This window comes from Psychromonas sp. (assembly GCF_047632995.1).
Taxonomy (GTDB): Bacteria; Pseudomonadota; Gammaproteobacteria; order Enterobacterales; family Psychromonadaceae; genus Psychromonas.
The window spans coordinates 1-19,490 of record NZ_JBLIEK010000070.1 but is presented as its reverse complement, the minus strand read 5'-3'; the positions used below and the strand labels follow the sequence as shown (position 1 = coordinate 19,490).

The following is a 19,490-nucleotide window of genomic DNA, read 5'->3' as shown; positions in this document are numbered from 1 at the left end:
GTTTGTGCGCCTTACACGTCGTTTGGAATTGACACCGGAAGGGGAGCGTTTACTAGTGACATTAAATCACTCTTTTGCAGAAATTTTTTCCGAGCTAGACGATATACGTTTTAATGAGCTGCGTGGTGAGCTTTATATCGGTGCATCACCCACTTTTGCATTAGCCTGGTTGATGCCAAAACTGCCAAGTTTTCAAAAACTGTATCCGAACTTAAATGTTAAAATCAGGATAAAAGCGAGCAAACTCGATTTTAAGCATGAGCCTGTCGATTTGGCGATCTACTATGGTAATGAAGATCACCCGGATCTACATTGTCAGCGATTGTTTTCTGAAAGATTAGTTCCCGTTTGTACGCCTGAATACGCTATACAGTTTGCATTGGCGGATGATATTAAAAAATTAAAGGAGGTGACCTTTATCCATTGTATAGAGTCACTGGAAACCATCTCTCCAACGCATGAATGGTCCACTTGGCTGAAAGCAAATTCAGTGGACTTAGATAGCGAGCAGAGACAATATCAGTTTAATCATTGTGAAATGGCAATAGTCGCTGCCAGACAGGGAATGGGGATCGCCATGGGACGTGCTGAGCTTATTCAGAGCCATCTCGATTCTGGAGAATTAATTACTCCCTTTGCTTCTGTTGATGCGGGACTTGGTTATGATCTTATCTGTTCTAAAGGACAAGAGAGCAGGCCGAAATATCAGGCATTTTTAAATTGGATTTTAGAGCAGAATAGAGGGTTGCATTAGTTAATATGATTGTTATTCTCCCCCCTGTAATTTAAAAGAGTATAATCGTGCCGTTCAAAATATTTTAGGAAAGTAATAGATGTCACTTGCAAAAAAATCCGCGGCGCAAAAGTTAGCCAATAAATTTATTGTTATCGAAGGTCTTGAGGGCGCGGGTAAAAGTACCGCTATCACTTATATCGCTAACTGGTTGGCATTGCAGAATATGCCCGCTGAAAATATTGTTTACACGCGTGAGCCGGGCGGCACTGAACTTGCCGAAAAGATGCGTGATATTGTAAAAATGGACGTGCAGGGTGAAACGCTGCAGGACAAAGCGGAACTGCTGCTGATGTATGCTGCGCGCGTGCAGTTAGTCGAGCATATTATTAAGCCTGCTTTGACGCAGGGGAAAATTGTTATCGGTGATCGCCATAACTACTCTTCGCTTGCCTACCAAGGCGGCGGACGCGGCATCTCTTTGCCGCTGATTCATAATATCAAGCAGCTTGCCTTAGGCGATTTCAAAGCTGATTTTACCCTCTACTTAGATATCGACCCGGCGATCGGCTTAAGCCGTGCTCGAGGGCGCGGGGAACTTGATCGCATTGAACGCCAGGCACTTGATTTTTTTGATCGTACTCGGAATGTATTTATCTCCTTAGTGAAAAGTGATGAGCATGCCGTGACTATCGATGCCGGGCAAACGCCAGAATTAGTTGAACAGGCGATCTGTGTACAATTAGACAAGTGGCTAGCGAGTCTTGCTTGATATGAGCGCCGCAGCGATTAATTCATTTGCATCTGTTTCAACACCTTGGTTAGAGCCTGCATTTGCGCAGCTACTGGCAACCTATCAACGCGGGCGTTTTGTTCATGGGATGCTGTTTACCGGTAGTGCTGGTATTGGCAAATTTAAACAGGCGCAACAGCTTGCGCAGTATCTTCTGTGCAGCAATAAACAGCAGCACGGGCCATGTCTGCAGTGCCATTCCTGTCAACTGTTTGGAGCGCATAACCATTTAGATTTTCATCTTTTACAAAATGAAGAGAATAGATCGATAGGTGTTGAACAGGTCCGAAGTTTAATCGCCACCCTTAACGAGCGGCCCCATCTTGGCGATAATAAAGTGGTTATTATCAAAAATGCGCAGACATTGACTACGGCTGCCGCTAATGCCTTGCTTAAAACGTTAGAAGAGCCGCAAGGTAACAGTTATCTTATTTTGTTGGCGCGCACCCATCACGAACTGATGCCTACATTACTGAGCCGTGTCCAGCATACTCATCTGCATGCGCCGGAAGACGCACAATTATTAGCCTGGCTCGCTGATTTAGGTTTTATTGTTGAAGATAAAGGGCTATTGCGATTATTTCAAAATAGCCCGCTTGCCTTGCTCAACCACTTGCAGTTGCAAAATGAGCATCAGGACAATGCGATAGATCAACGCCGAGAGTGTGTGGAAGGGCTTTTTTCTCTACTTAATCAGCCAGAAACACTGTTTACCTTTAGCCGCTTTTTAGCTGATGGTGCAGAGCATCGCTTACAATTGCTTTTTCATCTGCTACACGATTTACATAAGTTGAAGTTGTCAGAGAGATTGATTAGCAGCGATGCTATTTACACTTTTGCTTTGCCGCAATTACAGATTTGGCAGTCGCAGATAAGTTTGCAAAGTTTGCGTTATTTATGCGCCGAGTTATTACACACACGCACATTATTGGTTGACCATTCAGCATTAAAAAAAGAACTTTTAATCAATGCATTACTGATAAAAATAAAAAATGAATTTAAGGAACAAGCTGTATGTTAGTTGACTCTCATTGCCATCTTGATGGATTGGATTATAAACAGAGGCATAAAGATTTAGCGGATGTAGTGGATAAAGCTGCGCAGCAGGGGGTTAATTATCTGCTCAGTGTTTGTGTGGAATTAAAAAAATATCCGGCAATGGCAGAATTGGTAGCCCCTTTTGCACAAATATTCAGCTCGGTGGGTATGCACCCTTTACATCAGGTGGAGGCGGTTGATTCAGCCCTGCTGCTTGAATATGGGCAACATGAAAAAGTTGTCGCCATTGGCGAAACTGGATTAGATTTTTTCTATTCGCCGGACAATAAAGTAGTGCAGGAAGCCTCTTTTCGGGCGCAGATCCGCGTCGCTAAAAAGGTTAATAAGCCTCTGATTGTACATACCCGTGATGCGCGTCAGGAAACCTTGGATATTCTTAGAGAAGAGGGAGCCGAGCAAGTAGGGGGCGTTTTACACTGCTTTACCGAATCGTTAGAGATGGCACAGGCGGCGATGGAGATGGGGTTCTATATTTCAATTTCCGGTATTGCCACCTTTAAAAATGCCAAGGAGTTGCAGAGCGTTATCAAAGCTATCCCGCTTAACCGTTTATTAGTGGAAACCGATTCTCCCTATCTAGCGCCGGTGCCGCACCGTGGGCAAGAGAATGAACCCGCTTACACCCGCAATGTGGCAGAGTTTGTTGCAGGGTTAAAAGGTATTTCGTTAGAAGAGCTGGCAGCCGCGACCACAGAAAACTTTTTTACGCTGTTTGCAAAGGCCAATAGGTAAGTTAAATAGTAAAAAATAGGCTTGCCATCAGACTTTGTATTTAGCCACTATTAATTAGCAATATTAATAGTGGTTAAATATTTAACCTCTTCCATCACCACATAGGTTCGCGAGTTTTTTATATCAGGCAGCGCAAGTAAGGTTTCACTGAGCACCTTACGATATGCCGACATATCGGCTACCCGCGTTTTCAATAAATAATCAAAATCACCTGAGACCAGATGACACTCTAGAATAGAGTCAAGTTCTTTGGCCGCTTTATTAAAGCGTTCAAAGACATCCGCACTGGAGCGCTTAAGCGTCAGCTCTATATAAACGAGTAGCGATGCATTCAAGTGTTGGGGATCAAGCAATGCCGTGTAAGATTTGATCACCGCTTGTTTTTCCAGCCGTTTTACCCTTTCCAAACAAGGTGTGGGGCTTAATCCTATTTTTTGGGATAGCTCAACATTAGAAATCCGGCCGTTTTTCTGCAGTTCCCGTAATATATTTCGATCTATTCTGTCTAGTGATATCAACTGCTTCACCTTTTAATGTCAGTGTTATTGACTTTTTTATTGGTTGTTTTCAGTATTATAATCTAAAAATGGCATTACAAACAGAAAAATAGAGTCAAAAAAACTGTATGAAATTCCTTATACTAACTTCACTAAATAGTTATTTAGTGGCAGCTCAGAATCAATTACTAATAATCTGTGGAAAGGAAATTATTATGCTTATCGGTGTACCTAAAGAAATTAAAAATCATGAATATCGTGTTGGTATGATTCCAGCAAGCGTCCGTGAATTAGTGCAAAATGGCCATGATGTTATTGTTGAAACGAATGCGGGTATAGGGATTGGTTTTAATGATCAAGATTATATTACCGCGGGTGCAAGCATTGAAGATGAAGCCGCAACTATTTTCGCTAAAGCAGACATGATTGTTAAAGTGAAAGAGCCACAAACGATTGAGCGTGCAATGTTGTGTGAAGGACAGATCCTATTTACCTATTTACACTTGGCACCTGATTTACCGCAAACACAGGATTTAATTGATTCAAAAGCGGTTTGTATTGCCTATGAAACAGTCACCGATCATAAGGGCAGATTACCGCTATTAGCCCCTATGTCTGAGGTGGCTGGGCGTATGGCTATTCAAGCAGGGGCCCAAGCCTTAGAAAAATCAAATCAAGGCAGCGGTATGCTGTTAGGTGGCGTACCCGGTGTGGCGCCTGCAAAAGTAGTTATTGTCGGCGGTGGTATTGTCGGTAATAACGCCGCGCAAATGGCGGTAGGTCTGGGCGCTGATGTTACTATTTTAGACAGGAATATTGATACGTTACGCAATCTGAATATTCAATTTGGCAACTCAGCCAAAGTTATCTACTCTACTGCAGATGCGTTAGAAAAAGAGGTGTTAGCCGCAGATCTCGTTATTGGTGCTGTTCTTATTCCAGGGGCCACCGCACCTAAACTGATTACTAAAGCGCATATCGCTAAGATGAAAACAGGCTCGGCCATTGTAGATGTGGCTATTGACCAAGGCGGTTGTTTTGAAACATCGCACGCGACGACTCACCAAGATCCAACTTACATTGTTGATGAGGTGGTTCACTACTGTGTGGCAAATATGCCGGGTGCAGTTGCACGTACTTCAACTTTTGCACTTAACAACGCAACCTTGCCTTATATTATCAAGCTGGCAAATTTAGGTTACCAAGACGCACTAAAAAGTGACAAAGGGCTATTAAAGGGTCTTAATGTGATTAATGGTCTACTGACTTGTGAAAGTGTTGCCGTGGCACATGACATGGAATATGTTGTGCCAGAGATTGCATTGGCTAAGCAGTTGGACTTTACCACTGTAGAAGCAGCTTAAATCTGATTTTTACAAGCTAATGGCGGCCACAGAGATTTTTAATAATAGGTTATCAATATAGTCGTTAGAAAATAATCCTCACTCTTGGCTAAGGGTGAGGATTTTATTGATCAATCCGCTACGTTAGTACCTGCGCCAGAGTCGCCAAAATAATACGCCCCCGCTGAACAAATTTTCCGTTCGCTAAATTTTTTTTTGTTTACCTGGCTTGCTAGTGACGTTGTTAAATGAACTTGGCAGCACATCAACGCCGACGATTTTACCGAGCCAGAGGATCATAGGTATGGTGATTGGGGCGAAAGGTAAAACGGCAAATATGCCTAATCCCAATCCTTTTAATATATCGGAAAACTGTTTATTTGCGGCGCGCAGCTCCTGCGCAGTGGCTTGTTTTTTTGTATAGCGTTTATAGGTGGCCAGCATCTCTCTGGTTTCCAGTTTTTCCTGCGCTAATAGCGCTTTTAAAATCAGCAGATCACGTTTTACGCGCAGCCAAAAACGTCGTCTGCTGATACTCAGAACGCGGAACGGTGCTTTATGTATACGGTAATATATTTTCATAAACAGGTTCTCTATTAGGCAAGCATAAAGCGGATCTTGATACGATAGCGCGTTTACTAAATATAGTTTATCCCCTGCTGACGCGCCTTTTTTTCTATCTAACCATTAATATATTTTAAATAAAATATATTAATTAAATAAACAGTATTGGCTTGGCTAATTGAACATTAAATATTTTTATTGGTTATCGGTATAGAAGCAATGCAGAAATCCCTTTCCGCATTGCCAATTAATGTTTAATCTGACGAAGTTATTTAACGAGGGTGATATTTTTAATTTTATAGGCAAAACCCGCTTGAGATTCACTCCAACTAGGTAACAGTACCAGCGGCTTATTGACTACGGTAATATCTAGTTTTCCTGTATTTAAATCACTCACGTTAGTGACAATATGGTGCCATTGCCCTGTTGCATAATTCTCTCTAGGTAACAGGTAATCATCGGCAGAGCCTTCTTCTGACTCCATTTTAATGACTAAACCTTGTGATGCTGCCGCACTTTTATTTGTCGGCTGCCCATAACTTTCAATCCATAAATCAAATGCCAGGGTACCCGCTGCCACATAGTTACTCAGATTTTGAGAAGCACCTTGAATAGTGACAATACCTTTATGGTGTTCAGGGCTTTTGGCATTATAAGTAACCGATAAAACAGCTTCACCTTGCACCGTTTCTTCGCTATAGCTGACATGTCCTTTAATATTCGACCAGTCGACTGTAGTAGCCTGCCATGAATTGGTCTCTGGCCATAGCGACGTGAGAGCGACTGAATTATCATCGAGTGCGGGTTGCGCTTTAGTTTTAAAGTTATCACATGAAATTGCATCTTCTGCCGCATCAATTGATTTAGGCACAAAACGAATTTCACCTAAATTAAATTCAATCGGAGTTTTAGAATTGGAATAGATCAAAAATCCGGTATTGAGCAGCGAAAAATTCATTCCCTGATCTGCAAAGCAGGATAGCGGGATCTTGATTGTCTGCCAATTAGCAATGGTTGGATCTTTTAACGGGGCGGGTAATAGATTGGCAATTTTCACTTCACCCAGACATGGCCATTCACAATGCATTGATAATATTAACTCTTTCGGTGCAACGGTTTTCATATCAATATCAAATTGCAATGTTGATTGGGCATTCATATAAGCGTTTTTGTCCACGCCTTTGCCGTTATAAGTCTGCATATAAAGCTGACTTCCCCCTTCGCCAATAAATTTAACATTTAGCGCATCTTGCTGGTGCTTATAGTTAATAGGCTTGGTAATTAAGGGACCTATCGATGTTTCTGTTCCGGTCGATACATTAACGCCCGCCCAGCCATTTATTTCGCCGGCGATACGCGCAACAAACTCACCATCGGTTGCACGTCCAAAGATCTCAAGTTTTTCAGTTGCAAGGTGAGTGGAAGGCTTCTCTTGTCCGCAACCATATGATCTTGGATCTAAAGGAAGGGCATTTAAATTCTTTTCGCTAGCAAGCTGTGCACTATTTTCACCATATGAAAGGCCGTAACCATATGGGAATAAAGGTTTATGCTTACCTTTAATGTTTTGTTCCATTGCCGGTGTTTGATAATTGGCAATATTAGGTGCATGACGGTTAATGGTTGTTGAACATTTAAGTTTTGGCCAAGAGTAGGAGAGGCGGCCGGTGAAATCTTTATTATCGACATTGAATAAAACGTCAGTAATGCCGCCGGCTTCTGTGCCTGGTAACCAAGCTGCCACAAAGGCATCAGAGTGGTTGATCTCTTCATTGACGTATAATGGGCGACCGGAATAAAAGACAGTTACTACTTTAAAGCCCGCTTTTTTTAGCGCTTTAATCTGTTTAAGATCCGCGCCATATTGTGATTTTAAGGTCGAATATTCCAGCGTTTTGTGTGCTTTAATATCACCAAACATTTCTGCATAGGGATCTTCCCCCATTACTACAATGGCAATACTTCCTGCTGGCGCTTTATCTCTTTCAGTGACAATGTTTTTTTCGCCAACCTGATCGATGAGTGCCATCAACAGAGTGGATGCGCCGGGGAAGTCTTTCGCAATTTGGTTTTCTGTGCCTTGCCAGGTAAGACTCCAGCCACCTGTTTGTTTTTGAATATTATTCGCTGCACTCCCTGTTATCAGATATGTTTTATCCTTGTGCAAAGGGAGAATATTGCCTTCATTTTTAAGCAGTACCAGTGATTCACTGACCGCTTCTCTGGCGATGGCCCGGTGTGCATCTGAGCCTAAAAGATCATCTCTCCCCGCAAACTCACGTGCAGAGGGTTTCGGTTTTTGCCAAAGATTTGCACGCATTTTTACGCGTAAAATACGTGTTACTGCATCATCAATGCGTGCCTGTGTAATAGTGCCATTCTTTACTTGCCTAATCACATTACGGTAGAAAGCCTGCCAGTCATTGCGCGCCGTTACCATAAAGATATCATTACCGGCATTGACCGCTTCCGGACAGTTAGCGGCACTGCAACCGGTTATTTCACCTTGACCATTCCAGTCGGTTACAATAATGCCATCGAAGCCCATTTTGTTTTTTAAGATATCATTGAGCAGATACTTACTGCCATGGAGCTTAAAGTTGTAACGGCCGGAGCCGTCTTGATCATAGTTTGCCGGATTGTGCCATGAATTAAATGAACTCATCACCACCTGTGCACCCGCATCTAAACCAGAGAAATACCCGGTAGCATGAATATTACGTAAATATTCTTCGCTGTAATGATTTTCACCGCGATCAACACCATTTAATGTGCCGCCGTCACCGACCCAATGCTTTACATTGGAGATAACATTAGCCTGTCCCCGTAATCCTGCCGCGCCACCCTGCAGGCCTTCAACCATTTTACCGGCATATTGATAAATGATTTCCGGATCTTCTGAGTAGCCTTCATAAACGCGACCCCAACGATAATCGCGGGGGGAGGCCACGGTCGGCGCAAATGTCCAATCAAGGCCTGTCGCAACCACCTCTTTTGCCGTTGCTTGGCCAATTTGTTTGATTAACTCGGGATTATGTGCGGCCCCTAAACCGATATTATGAGGAAAAACGGTGGCTCGAAAAACATTGTTATGGCCATGTACCGCATCGGTTGCCCACATAAATGGCACTCTAAATCCGCGTCCGGCATATGCGTCTTCCAGTGCATTGTAATATTTGTCAGCTTCTTTGACCCACTCAGCTGCCGTTGCATATTTATTGTCATCTGGCCAGCTTCCTCCTCCATTTAAGAGAGAACCTAATTTATATTTTTTTGCTTCTTGGGGAGTTACTTCATTAAGATTGGGCTGAATCATCTGTCCAACTTTTTCTTCCAGCGTCATTTTTGCAACCATAGCGGTAACTTTATCTTCAAGCTGCGCATCTTTTGCAATCACACTGTTAATTTTTGGCCACGTTTTATAATAAGGCACCTTGCTTGTATCTTTGACAGTTGTGGGATTTGTGTCATTAGCAGTTACATTGTAACAAGTTGCTGATAACGACAATGTTACAAAAAACGGCAATATGGAATTTTTATAGAGCATGATTTTTCCTGTTTATTACAAGTTACATGGCTTAGTTGCGGTAAAAATTATAGTGCAACGTATTTTTTATTTGCAAATGAAGCGTTTTGCAAGATACGAATATGACATATTAAAGCAAAGTAGTAGGGAGGTGCTTCGATGGTAAATGAAATTGTCTGATTAATGAGAGGTTGCTCACGAAGTGAGGGATGGTGAAAAGCATCTCACAAGTACATCTAAATTTTACATCTTCTCTTTATCAAAAGACTTCACCTGCAGCAAGGGATTTGTTAACATGTGCGGTCTGCTATGTACTCTGTAAAATAGACCGGTAGTTTACCAGCGATGCCATATTTACATGAACAACATGTCAATAGAGGGTATTGAATTAATCAATTTGCCTTGTGATAAGCAGTTAATCGACATTCAGCCTGTCTGAATCTACTCGATACTTATGCGGCCACTGTGCGTGATTTTAAGTATAACTATATTAGGTTTAAAAGGATTAAAGTTGGCCACTATTAATGATGTTTCCAAACTTGCGAATGTTTCTTCTGCTACTGTTTCACGGGTAATCAATAACAACCTTAGAGTTGCAGTGGAGATCCGAGAAAAAGTAAATGAGGCAATTAAGGAGTTAAATTACAAACCGAATTTATCAGCACAAACGCTTGCTTCAAATCGTTCCAATAGTATTGGCATGTTGCTTGATATACTCGCAGGTCCCTATTATTCTGCATTATTAAGCTCAGCCGAAGAGACTGCACGCAATAATAACTTCCATTTAATACCTACCAGCGGCAATCAGTCAAGGGAACGTGAACTTGACGCTATTGATTTTTTAAAGGCAAAACAGGTTGATGGTTTGCTTATTCATACGGGCATGTTAACTGATGAGGATATACTTAAAATTGTCGCTGAAATGCCTGCTACTATTCTCCTCAACCATTATATCCCCGAAATTGCTGAAAACTGTATCGGTTTAGATGATGAATTAGGGGGATATCTTGCCGTCAAATATTTACTTGAGAATGGCCATACAAAGATTGGTTGCATTACAGGTCAAATGGATAAACAAGCGAGCAGAAATAGATTACAGGGATACCGCAATGCATTAATTGAGTACGGTATTCCATATGATGATAGATTGATCGTGGAGGGGCGATTTGATTTAAAAGATCATCACCTTGCGCCAAGACGATTGCTGGATCGCAACACCCAATTAACTGCTGTTTTTTGTTTAAATGATCCTATTGCCTGGGGCCTTTACGATGTATTAAATGAGAGAGGGATCTCTATTGGTGATGATATCTCTGTGATCGGCTTTGATAATAATATTTATGGTCCGCATCTTCACCCTAAATTAACATCAATTAATTTTCCAACTAGCGAAATGGGGGCTGAGGCAGCCAAAAAAGTGTTGTCATTAATTAAGAAGCGCGCTTATTCGATACAAGGTAAATTAGTACCCGAGTTGGTGATCAGAAATTCTGTGAAGAGGATCAATTAGCAGGAAATTTATGCGATATGCCGATCTTAGCAGTCCAGATAAGTTATATTTTTTAACAGTAATAGCGTCATCAGTTTTATAACTCAGCAATATTTTTTTAATCTTCCCCCTTTCCCTACACCGCCTGTAGCGATGACTAACCTCAAATCGCGATAAAGAAAATGATACAGGGCTGCTTGTTTTTCCGTTAAATCAGCGGCAAATAGTCAGCTGTTCTTGTTACGTTGATTTTCCTGAACTGCGCAAACCAATTAATAATATATGCTATCAAATCTAAAATAATGAGATCAAGCTTGCATAACTTGATCGTGCAAAAAATAAAATGTAGATATCTAACAAGGCTCAAAAAAAGCAAATTGTGCTTAATTTACAATCAGTTTAGTATCGGTTGCATAAGGTCTTTTGTTATTTTTAATATCGATAGTAAATTTTATGCAACCTCAGATAAAACCCTCCCCATTTTTCATATACATAATTGGAATTAATATGTTTCAAATCAGAACTTACAATCAAATAGCCAGTATAGGTTTGGATAATTTTAGCCATGATAATTATGAGGTAGCCAGTGGCATAAATGAACCCGACGCGATTATTTTACGTAGTTTTAAACTTCACGATGAGCCTTTGCCTGATTCGGTTAAAGCAATAGCCCGCGCAGGGGCCGGGGTTAATAATGTCCCGGTTGAAAAATGTTCACAGAAGGGCATTGTGGTGTTTAATACGCCTGGCGCTAATGCCAATGCAGTTAAAGAACTAGTACTCTCTGCGATGCTGCTTTGTTCGCGAGGTGCGATTGCAGGCATTAACCATTGTCGTGGTTTAGTGGATCTCTCTGATCAGGAGATGAGTCCCGCACTCGAAGAAGCTAAAAAACACTTTAAGGGCCATGAAATAGCGGGCAAAACCCTTGGCGTAATTGGTTTAGGCGCAATTGGGGCGAATGTTGCCAATATGGGGATAGATTTAGGGATGAAGGTGGTCGGTTTTGATCCTGCTATCTCAATCGAAGCTGCCTGGCGTTTATCGAGTAAAATAGAAAAGATGGAAAATCTGCACTCCTTGATGGCACGTTGTGATTATATCACCCTGCATGTTCCGGCTATTGAAGCGACCAAAAATCTGATCAATAGTGCTGCACTGGCTCATCTCAAACAAGATGCCTGCCTGCTTAACTTTGCCCGAGGTGAAATTACCGATTCAGATGCGGTGATCGCTGCGCTTGATAGTGGCAGGTTGCATCGTTTTGCGACTGATTTTCCAACGCACGCGATGATTTCACGAGAAGATGTGATCCCTATGCCTCATCTTGGCGCAAGTACCGAAGAGGCAGAAGATAACTGCGCGATTATGGCCTGTAATCAGTTAATTGATTTTCTGGAAAATGGAAATATTAAAAATTCCGTCAATTTCCCGCCAATCAGTCTTGAACGCACTACCCCTTACCGGATAACCTTTGCAAATGAAAATGTTGCCGGCGTGTTGGGCAAGGTTCTCTCTCTTTTGGCGGAGAGAAACGTTAATGTGACCGATATGGTAAACAAAAGTCGCCACAATATTGCCTATAATATTATCGATCTGGAAGACCAAGCTTCAGCAGATTTGATTACTGCGATCCATAAAATTGATCACGTTATAGCGGTGCGCGCATTGCCCGAGATTAACGTACTGAGCTAGCATGAGAAATCGAGTCGTGTAACTGTTATTTATGAAAACCGCTATAAATAGAGTTGCACGCATTCTCCAAAATCAATATCAGCGGATCCTTTTTTATATGAGAAATATTGTTATAAAGCTTTTTTATTAGGTAAACTATCCTCATTTAGCAAGCATAAGCTATTAGCCGGAAGTTCAATGAATCTAAAACCCCACTACCGAATCGTATTGATCTATCTGATACTGGGCATGTCGTGGATATTTTTCTCCGACTTAGTCGTAGAGCAGCTGTTTCGGGATAAAGCCTCTCTTATTATTGCGCAGAGTATTAAAGGATGGTTTTTTATTATCATCACAGGATTACTTCTGTTCTTTTTGATTAGAAAAGATGTTAATGCAAGGCAAGAAGTCAATCTTAAATTAGTTGAAAGCTATGACCAAACGATTAGCGGTTGGGTCCATGTTATGGATCTTCGTCATAGGGAAACCAAAGATCATACTCAACGTGTGACTAAAATGACGGTTGAGCTGGCTAAACTGTCGGGTATCAGAGAAGCGGAAAAACTCAAGTGCATAGAACGAGGGGCAATGCTTCACGATATTGGTAAAATTGGCATACCCGATTCAATTTTAATTAAGCCCGGGAAATTAGATGAAAAGGAGTGGGTGACAATGAAAACTCACCCGCAAATTGCATATGATATTTTATCTAAGATTGTCTTTCTAAAGCCCAGCGTAGATATTCCATTTTTCCACCATGAACGCTGGGACGGAACAGGTTATCCCAAAGGAATGAAGGGCAAGGAAATTCCAATAACAGCACGATTTTTTGCCGTTATTGATGTCTGGGATGCGCTTATTCATCCGCGTGTATATAAATCGGCATGGCCGGAAGAAAAAGTACTGGAACATATTCGTGCGCAGTCAGAAACCCATTTTGATCCCGATGTTGTAACCCTGTTTTTAGATAACTATAAGCAGATAAAAGAAAGTTCTCAAGTTAGCTAATAGCCGATATCGTCAGTTTTATACTGCGCCAGATATTTTATCTGGCGATTATTTTATCTGACAATAGAGAAGCCTAAGATAGAAAAATAAGCCCTTGTCTGGAGTAACTCTTTGTTTTAGCCCGCACTCAAGATAACCTTCACCATCCCATTTTTTCCTTACAAAATAACGTTATGATTGTAATATCTATATTATTGAATATCGTAATGTTTTTCTGTAGCTTCTAGAATATAAATTTTACAAATACAGATTCACCATGCTGTAAAAATCTAAAAATAGAGGAATAAAATTTAACCATGCTAAGTAAACAAAGCAAAACAAAAACAAGCTATTACCGCAGACTGCTCGTTGCATACCTGATTGATACTGGTATCAATACACCCTCTTTGATTTTAGAAGCAACAGGTATGCCCAGACGTACATTACAAGACACAATCAAAGCGCTTTCTGAATTGGATATTGAGTGTGTGAATGCAGGCGGCACGATAAATAAAAGCTACTCAATCGCATCATGGGGCGCTATTGATAAATCATGGATTGCAAAGAACCTTGAACAGGTTAAAGAGGTACTTGGAAATAGTTAAAATCAATTTGTTTTTACACAAAGTAACCGGTAAATGATTACTGCCTTGAAAAAGGGGTATGCTATATACAATAAGCAGAACAACTATTTAAACAGTAAACGTTATTGGAATTATTATTATGCTCACTATCAGAAAATACACTGAACAAGATGCGCAAGCGACTTGGTTACTTTTTTTAAATACGATCCGCAATATTAATAAGCAGGATTATAATGAAGCGCAACTAAAAGCATGGGCGCCTGATTCAATGGATCTGTTTATTTGGAATAAACGTATGAGTGATGTTGAACCTTTTATTGCGGAAATTGACGGCAAGATTGTGGGTTATGCGGATCTACAAAATGATGGCTTAATTGATCACTTCTTTTGTCATCAAGACAACCAGCGACAGGGGATCGGTACAGCACTGATGCTGCATATTTTAAAGCAAGGCAGAGATAAAAATATTAAATGCTACTTTTCACAAGTCAGTATTACTGCAAAACCCTTTTTTGAACACTTTGGCTTTAAGGTGGTAAAGCAACAGTTGCTTGAAGTGGGCGAACAAAGTTTAACTAGCTTTTATATGGAAAAACCCGCTGATACAGAAATTAGTCGCATGGAAATGCTGTAAGGTTGGAGTCTAGCTGCTTGGCCAATCAGTTCTTGGCCTTGCTTAATCTTAATGATTTAAATGTTGTTTTTTTGTTAAAAATGTTAATTGAAACCCTTGGTCAGCTCCGTATAATACGCCCTTGATTCACAATCAGCGCTGGATTTACGTTTCAGTTAGCTTAGAGGAAAATAGCATGTCCAACACAGTCGTCTGTGCTTTATACCGTTTTGTCACTTTAGACAACTACCTCGAAATTCAACCTCAGTTATTAGCTATAATGGAAGCCAATAAAATTAAAGGCACTTTATTGCTGGCTAATGAAGGTATTAACGGCACTGTCGCTGGCAGCCGCGAAGCGATAGATAATTTAATCAATTGGTTAAAATCAGATCCGCTGTTAAATGGGTTAACTACTAAAGAATCCTTTACTCAGGAAAATCCCTTTTATCGCACTAAGGTGAAGCTTAAAAAAGAGATTGTGACCATGGGCGTGGAAGGTATTGATCCGAAAAAAGTGGTCGGTACCTATGTAAAAGCAAAACAGTGGAATGCACTGATTAACGATCCTGACGTGTTATTAGTGGATACCCGTAACGACTATGAAATCAGCATCGGCACATTTAAAAATGCAGTGAATCCTAAGACAACGAATTTCCGCGAGTTTCCGCAATATGTTAAAGATAACCTTGATCCTGAAAAACATAAAAAAGTAGCGATGTTTTGTACTGGCGGTATCCGCTGTGAAAAGTCGACTGCATATTTAAAAGAGCAGGGATTTGATGAAGTTTATCATCTCGAGGGAGGGGTACTTCAGTATCTTGAAGAAGTAGATGAACAAGAGAGTATGTGGCAGGGCGAATGCTTCGTTTTTGATAATCGCGTTTCGGTTAATCACCAACTGCAAAAAGGTCACTACGATCAATGCCACGGTTGCCGCTTACCTATTACCGTGCAAGATAAACTATCCGACAAATATATGGAAGGTATCGCTTGCCATCAATGTTTCGATCAACTCACACAAGATCAGAAAAATCGCTTTGCGCAACGTGAAAAGCAGATACGTTTGGCAACGGAGCGAGGTGAAATTCATATCGGCTCAGATGCGCTAACGCAGCTGGAAAAAAACCGCAGCAGAAAGCAGGCTATCAAAGCAGAGCAGCGCGCTAAAACAGGCGCGAAACACAAAGAGAAAAAAATCTGATCTATTAGCGATGAAAAAGCAGAACAGTTTCTCCCAAGCTATCTGAAGATGCATCTTCCGGTAGCCGGGGCTGTCGTAAGCGACCATTTTTTTATCCTCGGGTTAATTTTAATGTATCAGGAAATGCAGTTTTTTAATTGTGTAGGTAATCGATTAAGGCTCTGATTTGAGCTGCTAGTGGTTGCCAAACCCATGTCGTGTCAATCAGATCCCTGATGATAGGTGGAATTATTCCTGAGAGTCTTGCTTCATGCTATAATCCCCCGTTCTGTTTTATTGTTATTGCCTGTCGCCTTAACTTTTGTTTATTTATCATCACGCTGAGATTTAAAATGCCATTTTCCTCCCTTGGATTAAGCGATCCGATTGTAAAAGCTGTAGCCGAACAAGGCTACCAGACACCGACACCTATTCAGCAACAGGCGATCCCGGTCATTTTAGCGGGTAAAAATCTTATTGCTGCCGCACAGACGGGCACAGGTAAAACGGCAAGTTTTGTGTTACCTATATTAGAAAATCTGCTTGATGCACCTGCCGTGCGTGCCAAACGCATTCGTGCGCTGATCCTGACACCCACACGGGAATTGGCGGTACAGGTTGAGGCGAACATTGCCTTGTATGGCAAGCACCTGCACTTAACTTCACTGGCTATGTATGGTGGTGTTGATGACGCGCCCCAAAAACAACGTCTGATTGAAGGTGTTGATATTTTGGTTGCCACCCCAGGTCGTTTATTGGATATGTATACGCAACGTGCTATCCATTTTGATGAGTTGGAAATATTAGTGTTAGATGAAGCGGATCGCATGCTGGATATGGGCTTTATTAACGACATTAATAAGATTGTTGAACGTTTACCCCTGAAAAGACAGAATCTAGTATTTTCAGCAACGCTTTCGGATCAGGTGCGTTTTTTAGCTAGAACCGCTATCGAAGATGCGGTAGAAATTGCGATTGCAGCAGACGAGCAGACGACTCCGCAGATTAAGCAGTGGTTGGTTACCGTTGATAAAGAAAATAAATCGGCATTGTTGAGTTATCTGATCACTGAAAATCAGTGGCAGCAAGCGCTTATTTTTATCGAAACTAAACGCGGCGCGGCGAAGCTAGTCAGCCAGCTTGAAAAACGCGGTAATAAAGCCGAAGCACTTCATAGCGGTAGAAGTCAGGCGGTGCGTACGCAATTATTAGAAGACTTTAAAGCGGGTAAACTTAACTTTATGGTCGCAACGGGCATTGCCGCTCGTGGCATAGATATTGACGCGCTGACCCGAGTGATTAACTATGATCTGCCTGATCAGGCCGATGACTACGTGCATCGCATTGGTCGTACGGGACGCGCTGGCGCATCGGGTGAAGCTATCTCGTTTGTGTCACGCGATGATTTTAGAAACCTTTGCGCGATTGAAAATCGTCTCGGTGAATTTATCCCGCGCAAAGAGATTGCAGGATTTGCAGCTAAATTAGCCGTGCCTGCCTCTGATGTCGGTCACGCACCGAAAAAACCACAAAATGCGCGCCGTATCCGTTCAAAAAATGGCACTGCCGGCCGCCGTTCATAGAGGCGCTATTTTTCGCCAATCAATAAAAAAGCGACGCCGCACGGTGTCGTTTTTTATTGTTCAGTTGCTGCGTGAGCTGTAAAAAAAGGTTAATTTAGCTAGGTTGACGTAACCGTTGTGAAGCTGATAAAAACCGATAATAGGCGGCTATTACCGTGATATTAAGCAGATAAATTATGTTATGCTCAGATATCTCTCTCCTCTCCGTAAAACCTAAGCGAGAACTTATATGTATAAGATTGCAGCATCAGATCTTGATGGTACGCTACTGACTTCAGATCATAAAATAACCCCTTTTACTAAAAAAGTATTAACGCAATTACATCAGCAGGGCACAGACTTCATTTTTGCAACAGGCCGTCACCATATCGATGTTGCACATATGCGTGAGCAACTGGGTATCCCTGCATTTATGATCACCTCCAATGGCGCTCGGGTTCATGATTGCGACAATGAAATGATTTTCAAACAAAATCTACCTGAGGATATTGTTGCCGGCATTATTGAAATGGTTAAAGATGATAATGAAATTCTTATCAATATCTACCGCAGTGATGACTGGTTGAGTAGCAAAGAGGATCTTAATCGTCCCGCTGATCAGGAACGCTTCCCTTATACAATATTTGATCTACAAAATCCCCCGCTAAAAGATATCGCTAAAATATTTATAACCCGTGAAGATAAGAATCATGAGAAGCTGGTTATTTGGGAAAATCAAATTAAAGCAAAATTTGCCGGCAGAGCCAATATCGCTTTTTCTACCCCTTTTTGTCTTGAGGTGATGGATGCGGGTGTGTCCAAAGGCCATGCGCTGGATGCCATTGCTAAGATGAAAGGTTATCAATTAAAAGATTGTATCGCATTTGGTGACGGCATGAATGATTTTGAAATGCTTTCTATGGCAGGAAAAGGGCTGGTGATGGGCACCGCGCACCATAAAGTGAAATTAGCATTACCTGAACATGAGGTTATAGGTGATTGTGATGATGAGGCCGTCGCCCATTATATGCTTAAGCATCTGCTTAAATAAAACGGCGGGCTGGAGAATTAAATTCTGCTCGTCTATTTCTGTTCTTAAATAGCGCCTAGAGGTTCTATTCTTGATCCCAATAAGGCCGCGCGCCATAATAGTCAGCGATAAAATCGATAAAACATCTCACTTTGCTGGCGAGAAATTGTCGGTGCGCATAAACCGCATATAAGCTTAGAGGGGAGGGCGCGTACTCGGTCAAAATTTTTGTTAATTGACCAGCACGTAGCGCTTCACCAATAATAAATGTTGGCTGAATAACAATCCCCCCTCCATAAATAGCCGCATTGACCAACAGATCTCCGTTATTGCAGAGTAAGTTACCATTTAGCTTGGGATCGCGCGCATCGGAATTAAACTGCGCAAATAGACTGCTTTTTTCTGAATAGCTATATTTTAGATAGGCGTGACCGGCTAATTCCTGTGGCGTTGCAGGCGTACCGTTCCTTGCCAGATAATCAGGTGAAGCACAAATGGCAATATTGATGGCGGTAAGTCGCTTGGCGATAAGGGAGGAACTTTTGAGATCTCCGATACGCAGCGCAATATCAATGCCTTCCTCGACAATATCTATTTTTCTATCGGTCAACTTCAAGTCAATCTTTAGATCTGCATAGCGTCGTTGAAAATCGACCAAGAGTTTAGGCAAATGTTTGACACCGAATGACATCGGGGCGCTGATGGTCAACACCCCAGAGACGCGCTGATGCGAGTTACTCAGGGCATTTTCCATCTCTTCAATATCAATAAGTATTTGTTGGCAACGAGTCCAATAAGCGCTGCCCGCTTCGGTAAGGCTGACCTTGCGAGTGGTGCGGTTGAGTAAACGTGTATGCAGTGAATTTTCCAGTTGTGACACATATTTGCTCACCAGCTGCGCAGATAAATTAAGGCGCAGTGCCGCGTTTGCAAAGGATCCTTCCAGCACTACAGCAGAAAAAGCCTTCATGTTTGTTATTTTATCCATCTGTTACAACCCTTATTGGGAGTGATTAAGCAATAAGCTATCTTTATTATCAACATATCATTGTTAATCATTAAACAATAACACCATTTATCAAAGTAATAGAAAGTATTAAATTGACCCTATGAGAAAAATC

17 protein-coding genes are annotated in these 19,490 nt (G+C 41.6%); 13 read left to right on the top strand and 4 right to left on the bottom strand.

What is annotated here, in order from left to right:
• From ACJAT7_RS12245 to ACJAT7_RS12230, 4 genes are all read left to right on the top strand, one after another.
• The coding region (locus ACJAT7_RS12245; protein WP_415227088.1) for a LysR substrate-binding domain-containing protein at positions 1-754 on the top strand (754 nt) is incomplete at its 5' end.
• A 79-nt stretch (positions 755-833) separates the two neighbouring features.
• Positions 834-1,505 (top strand): dTMP kinase, encoded by a 672-nt coding sequence (gene tmk, locus ACJAT7_RS12240; RefSeq protein WP_415227087.1) that lies wholly within the window; start codon positions 834-836, stop codon positions 1,503-1,505.
• A 1-nt stretch (position 1,506) separates the two neighbouring features.
• Positions 1,507-2,547, top strand: coding sequence for a DNA polymerase III subunit delta' (gene holB, locus ACJAT7_RS12235; RefSeq protein ID WP_415227086.1), 1,041 nt, complete (start codon positions 1,507-1,509; stop codon positions 2,545-2,547).
• Positions 2,541-3,317: a TatD family hydrolase gene (locus ACJAT7_RS12230; RefSeq protein ID WP_415227085.1), complete on the top strand. Its 777-nt coding sequence runs from the start codon at positions 2,541-2,543 to the stop codon at positions 3,315-3,317. The genes holB and ACJAT7_RS12230 overlap by 7 nt, the downstream gene beginning before the upstream one ends.
• 50 nt (positions 3,318-3,367) lie before the next feature.
• Here ACJAT7_RS12230 and lrp read toward each other — a convergent pair whose 3' ends face one another.
• Positions 3,368-3,844, bottom strand: coding sequence for a leucine-responsive transcriptional regulator Lrp (lrp, locus tag ACJAT7_RS12225; protein ID WP_415227084.1), 477 nt, complete (start codon positions 3,842-3,844; stop codon positions 3,368-3,370).
• A 185-nt stretch (positions 3,845-4,029) separates the two neighbouring features.
• On the opposite strand from lrp, the gene ald reads away from it, so the two are divergent.
• Positions 4,030-5,178 carry an alanine dehydrogenase gene (gene ald, locus ACJAT7_RS12220; protein WP_415227083.1) on the top strand — a complete coding sequence of 383 codons (1,149 nt, stop codon included), beginning with the start codon at positions 4,030-4,032 and terminating at the stop codon, positions 5,176-5,178.
• Between the two features lie 183 nt (positions 5,179-5,361).
• Here ald and ACJAT7_RS12215 read toward each other — a convergent pair whose 3' ends face one another.
• Positions 5,362-5,739: a hypothetical protein gene (locus ACJAT7_RS12215; protein WP_415227082.1), complete on the bottom strand. Its 378-nt coding sequence runs from the start codon at positions 5,737-5,739 to the stop codon at positions 5,362-5,364.
• Between the two features lie 250 nt (positions 5,740-5,989).
• Positions 5,990-9,268: a glycoside hydrolase family 3 N-terminal domain-containing protein gene (locus ACJAT7_RS12210; RefSeq protein WP_415227081.1), complete on the bottom strand. Its 3,279-nt coding sequence runs from the start codon at positions 9,266-9,268 to the stop codon at positions 5,990-5,992.
• Between the two features lie 490 nt (positions 9,269-9,758).
• On the opposite strand from ACJAT7_RS12210, the gene ACJAT7_RS12205 reads away from it, so the two are divergent.
• The 8 genes from ACJAT7_RS12205 to ACJAT7_RS12170 all read left to right on the top strand — a co-directional run bounded on the left by ACJAT7_RS12205 (position 9,759) and on the right by ACJAT7_RS12170 (position 18,390).
• Positions 9,759-10,757 (top strand): LacI family DNA-binding transcriptional regulator, encoded by a 999-nt coding sequence (locus ACJAT7_RS12205; protein WP_415227080.1) that lies wholly within the window; start codon positions 9,759-9,761, stop codon positions 10,755-10,757.
• 486 nt (positions 10,758-11,243) lie between these two features.
• Positions 11,244-12,431, top strand: coding sequence for a 3-phosphoglycerate dehydrogenase family protein (locus ACJAT7_RS12200; RefSeq protein WP_415227079.1), 1,188 nt, complete (start codon positions 11,244-11,246; stop codon positions 12,429-12,431).
• A 177-nt stretch (positions 12,432-12,608) separates the two neighbouring features.
• The gene (locus tag ACJAT7_RS12195) at positions 12,609-13,418 is read left to right on the top strand and encodes an HD-GYP domain-containing protein (RefSeq protein WP_415227078.1); all 810 of its coding nucleotides are present in this window, start codon (positions 12,609-12,611) and stop codon (positions 13,416-13,418) included.
• Between the two features lie 296 nt (positions 13,419-13,714).
• A complete protein-coding gene (locus ACJAT7_RS12190) occupies positions 13,715-14,002 on the top strand; it encodes a helix-turn-helix domain-containing protein (protein WP_415227077.1) in 288 nt (95 codons plus the stop codon).
• A 118-nt stretch (positions 14,003-14,120) separates the two neighbouring features.
• Complete coding sequence (locus tag ACJAT7_RS12185) at positions 14,121-14,615, top strand: GNAT family N-acetyltransferase (RefSeq protein WP_415227076.1); 495 nt, start codon at positions 14,121-14,123, stop codon at positions 14,613-14,615.
• Positions 14,616-14,790: 175 nt separating this feature from the next.
• Positions 14,791-15,798: a rhodanese-related sulfurtransferase gene (locus ACJAT7_RS12180; protein WP_415227075.1), complete on the top strand. Its 1,008-nt coding sequence runs from the start codon at positions 14,791-14,793 to the stop codon at positions 15,796-15,798.
• 332 nt (positions 15,799-16,130) lie between these two features.
• Complete coding sequence (locus ACJAT7_RS12175) at positions 16,131-17,360, top strand: DEAD/DEAH box helicase (RefSeq protein ID WP_415227074.1); 1,230 nt, start codon at positions 16,131-16,133, stop codon at positions 17,358-17,360.
• A gap of 229 nt (positions 17,361-17,589) precedes the next feature.
• A complete protein-coding gene (locus ACJAT7_RS12170) occupies positions 17,590-18,390 on the top strand; it encodes a Cof-type HAD-IIB family hydrolase (RefSeq protein ID WP_415227073.1) in 801 nt (266 codons plus the stop codon).
• A 64-nt stretch (positions 18,391-18,454) separates the two neighbouring features.
• Here the strand turns inward: ACJAT7_RS12170 and ACJAT7_RS12165 are convergent, their stop codons facing one another.
• Entirely contained in the window at positions 18,455-19,357 is a 903-nt protein-coding gene (locus ACJAT7_RS12165; protein ID WP_415227072.1) for a LysR substrate-binding domain-containing protein, read from the bottom strand.
• Positions 19,358-19,490 lie beyond the last annotated feature (133 nt).

Coding starts and splice junctions, on each gene's coding strand:
- ACJAT7_RS12210 (WP_415227081.1), bottom strand. CDS start 9,268: ATGCTCTATAAAAATTCCATATTGCCGTTTTTTGTAACATTGTCGTTA.
- ACJAT7_RS12165 (WP_415227072.1), bottom strand. CDS start 19,357: ATGGATAAAATAACAAACATGAAGGCTTTTTCTGCTGTAGTGCTGGAA.
- ACJAT7_RS12190 (WP_415227077.1), top strand. CDS start 13,715: ATGCTAAGTAAACAAAGCAAAACAAAAACAAGCTATTACCGCAGACTG.
- holB (WP_415227086.1), top strand. CDS start 1,507: ATGAGCGCCGCAGCGATTAATTCATTTGCATCTGTTTCAACACCTTGG.
- ACJAT7_RS12200 (WP_415227079.1), top strand. CDS start 11,244: ATGTTTCAAATCAGAACTTACAATCAAATAGCCAGTATAGGTTTGGAT.
- ACJAT7_RS12175 (WP_415227074.1), top strand. CDS start 16,131: ATGCCATTTTCCTCCCTTGGATTAAGCGATCCGATTGTAAAAGCTGTA.
- ACJAT7_RS12230 (WP_415227085.1), top strand. CDS start 2,541: ATGTTAGTTGACTCTCATTGCCATCTTGATGGATTGGATTATAAACAG.
- ald (WP_415227083.1), top strand. CDS start 4,030: ATGCTTATCGGTGTACCTAAAGAAATTAAAAATCATGAATATCGTGTT.
- ACJAT7_RS12185 (WP_415227076.1), top strand. CDS start 14,121: ATGCTCACTATCAGAAAATACACTGAACAAGATGCGCAAGCGACTTGG.
- ACJAT7_RS12195 (WP_415227078.1), top strand. CDS start 12,609: ATGAATCTAAAACCCCACTACCGAATCGTATTGATCTATCTGATACTG.
- ACJAT7_RS12170 (WP_415227073.1), top strand. CDS start 17,590: ATGTATAAGATTGCAGCATCAGATCTTGATGGTACGCTACTGACTTCA.
- tmk (WP_415227087.1), top strand. CDS start 834: ATGTCACTTGCAAAAAAATCCGCGGCGCAAAAGTTAGCCAATAAATTT.
- ACJAT7_RS12215 (WP_415227082.1), bottom strand. CDS start 5,739: ATGAAAATATATTACCGTATACATAAAGCACCGTTCCGCGTTCTGAGT.
- ACJAT7_RS12180 (WP_415227075.1), top strand. CDS start 14,791: ATGTCCAACACAGTCGTCTGTGCTTTATACCGTTTTGTCACTTTAGAC.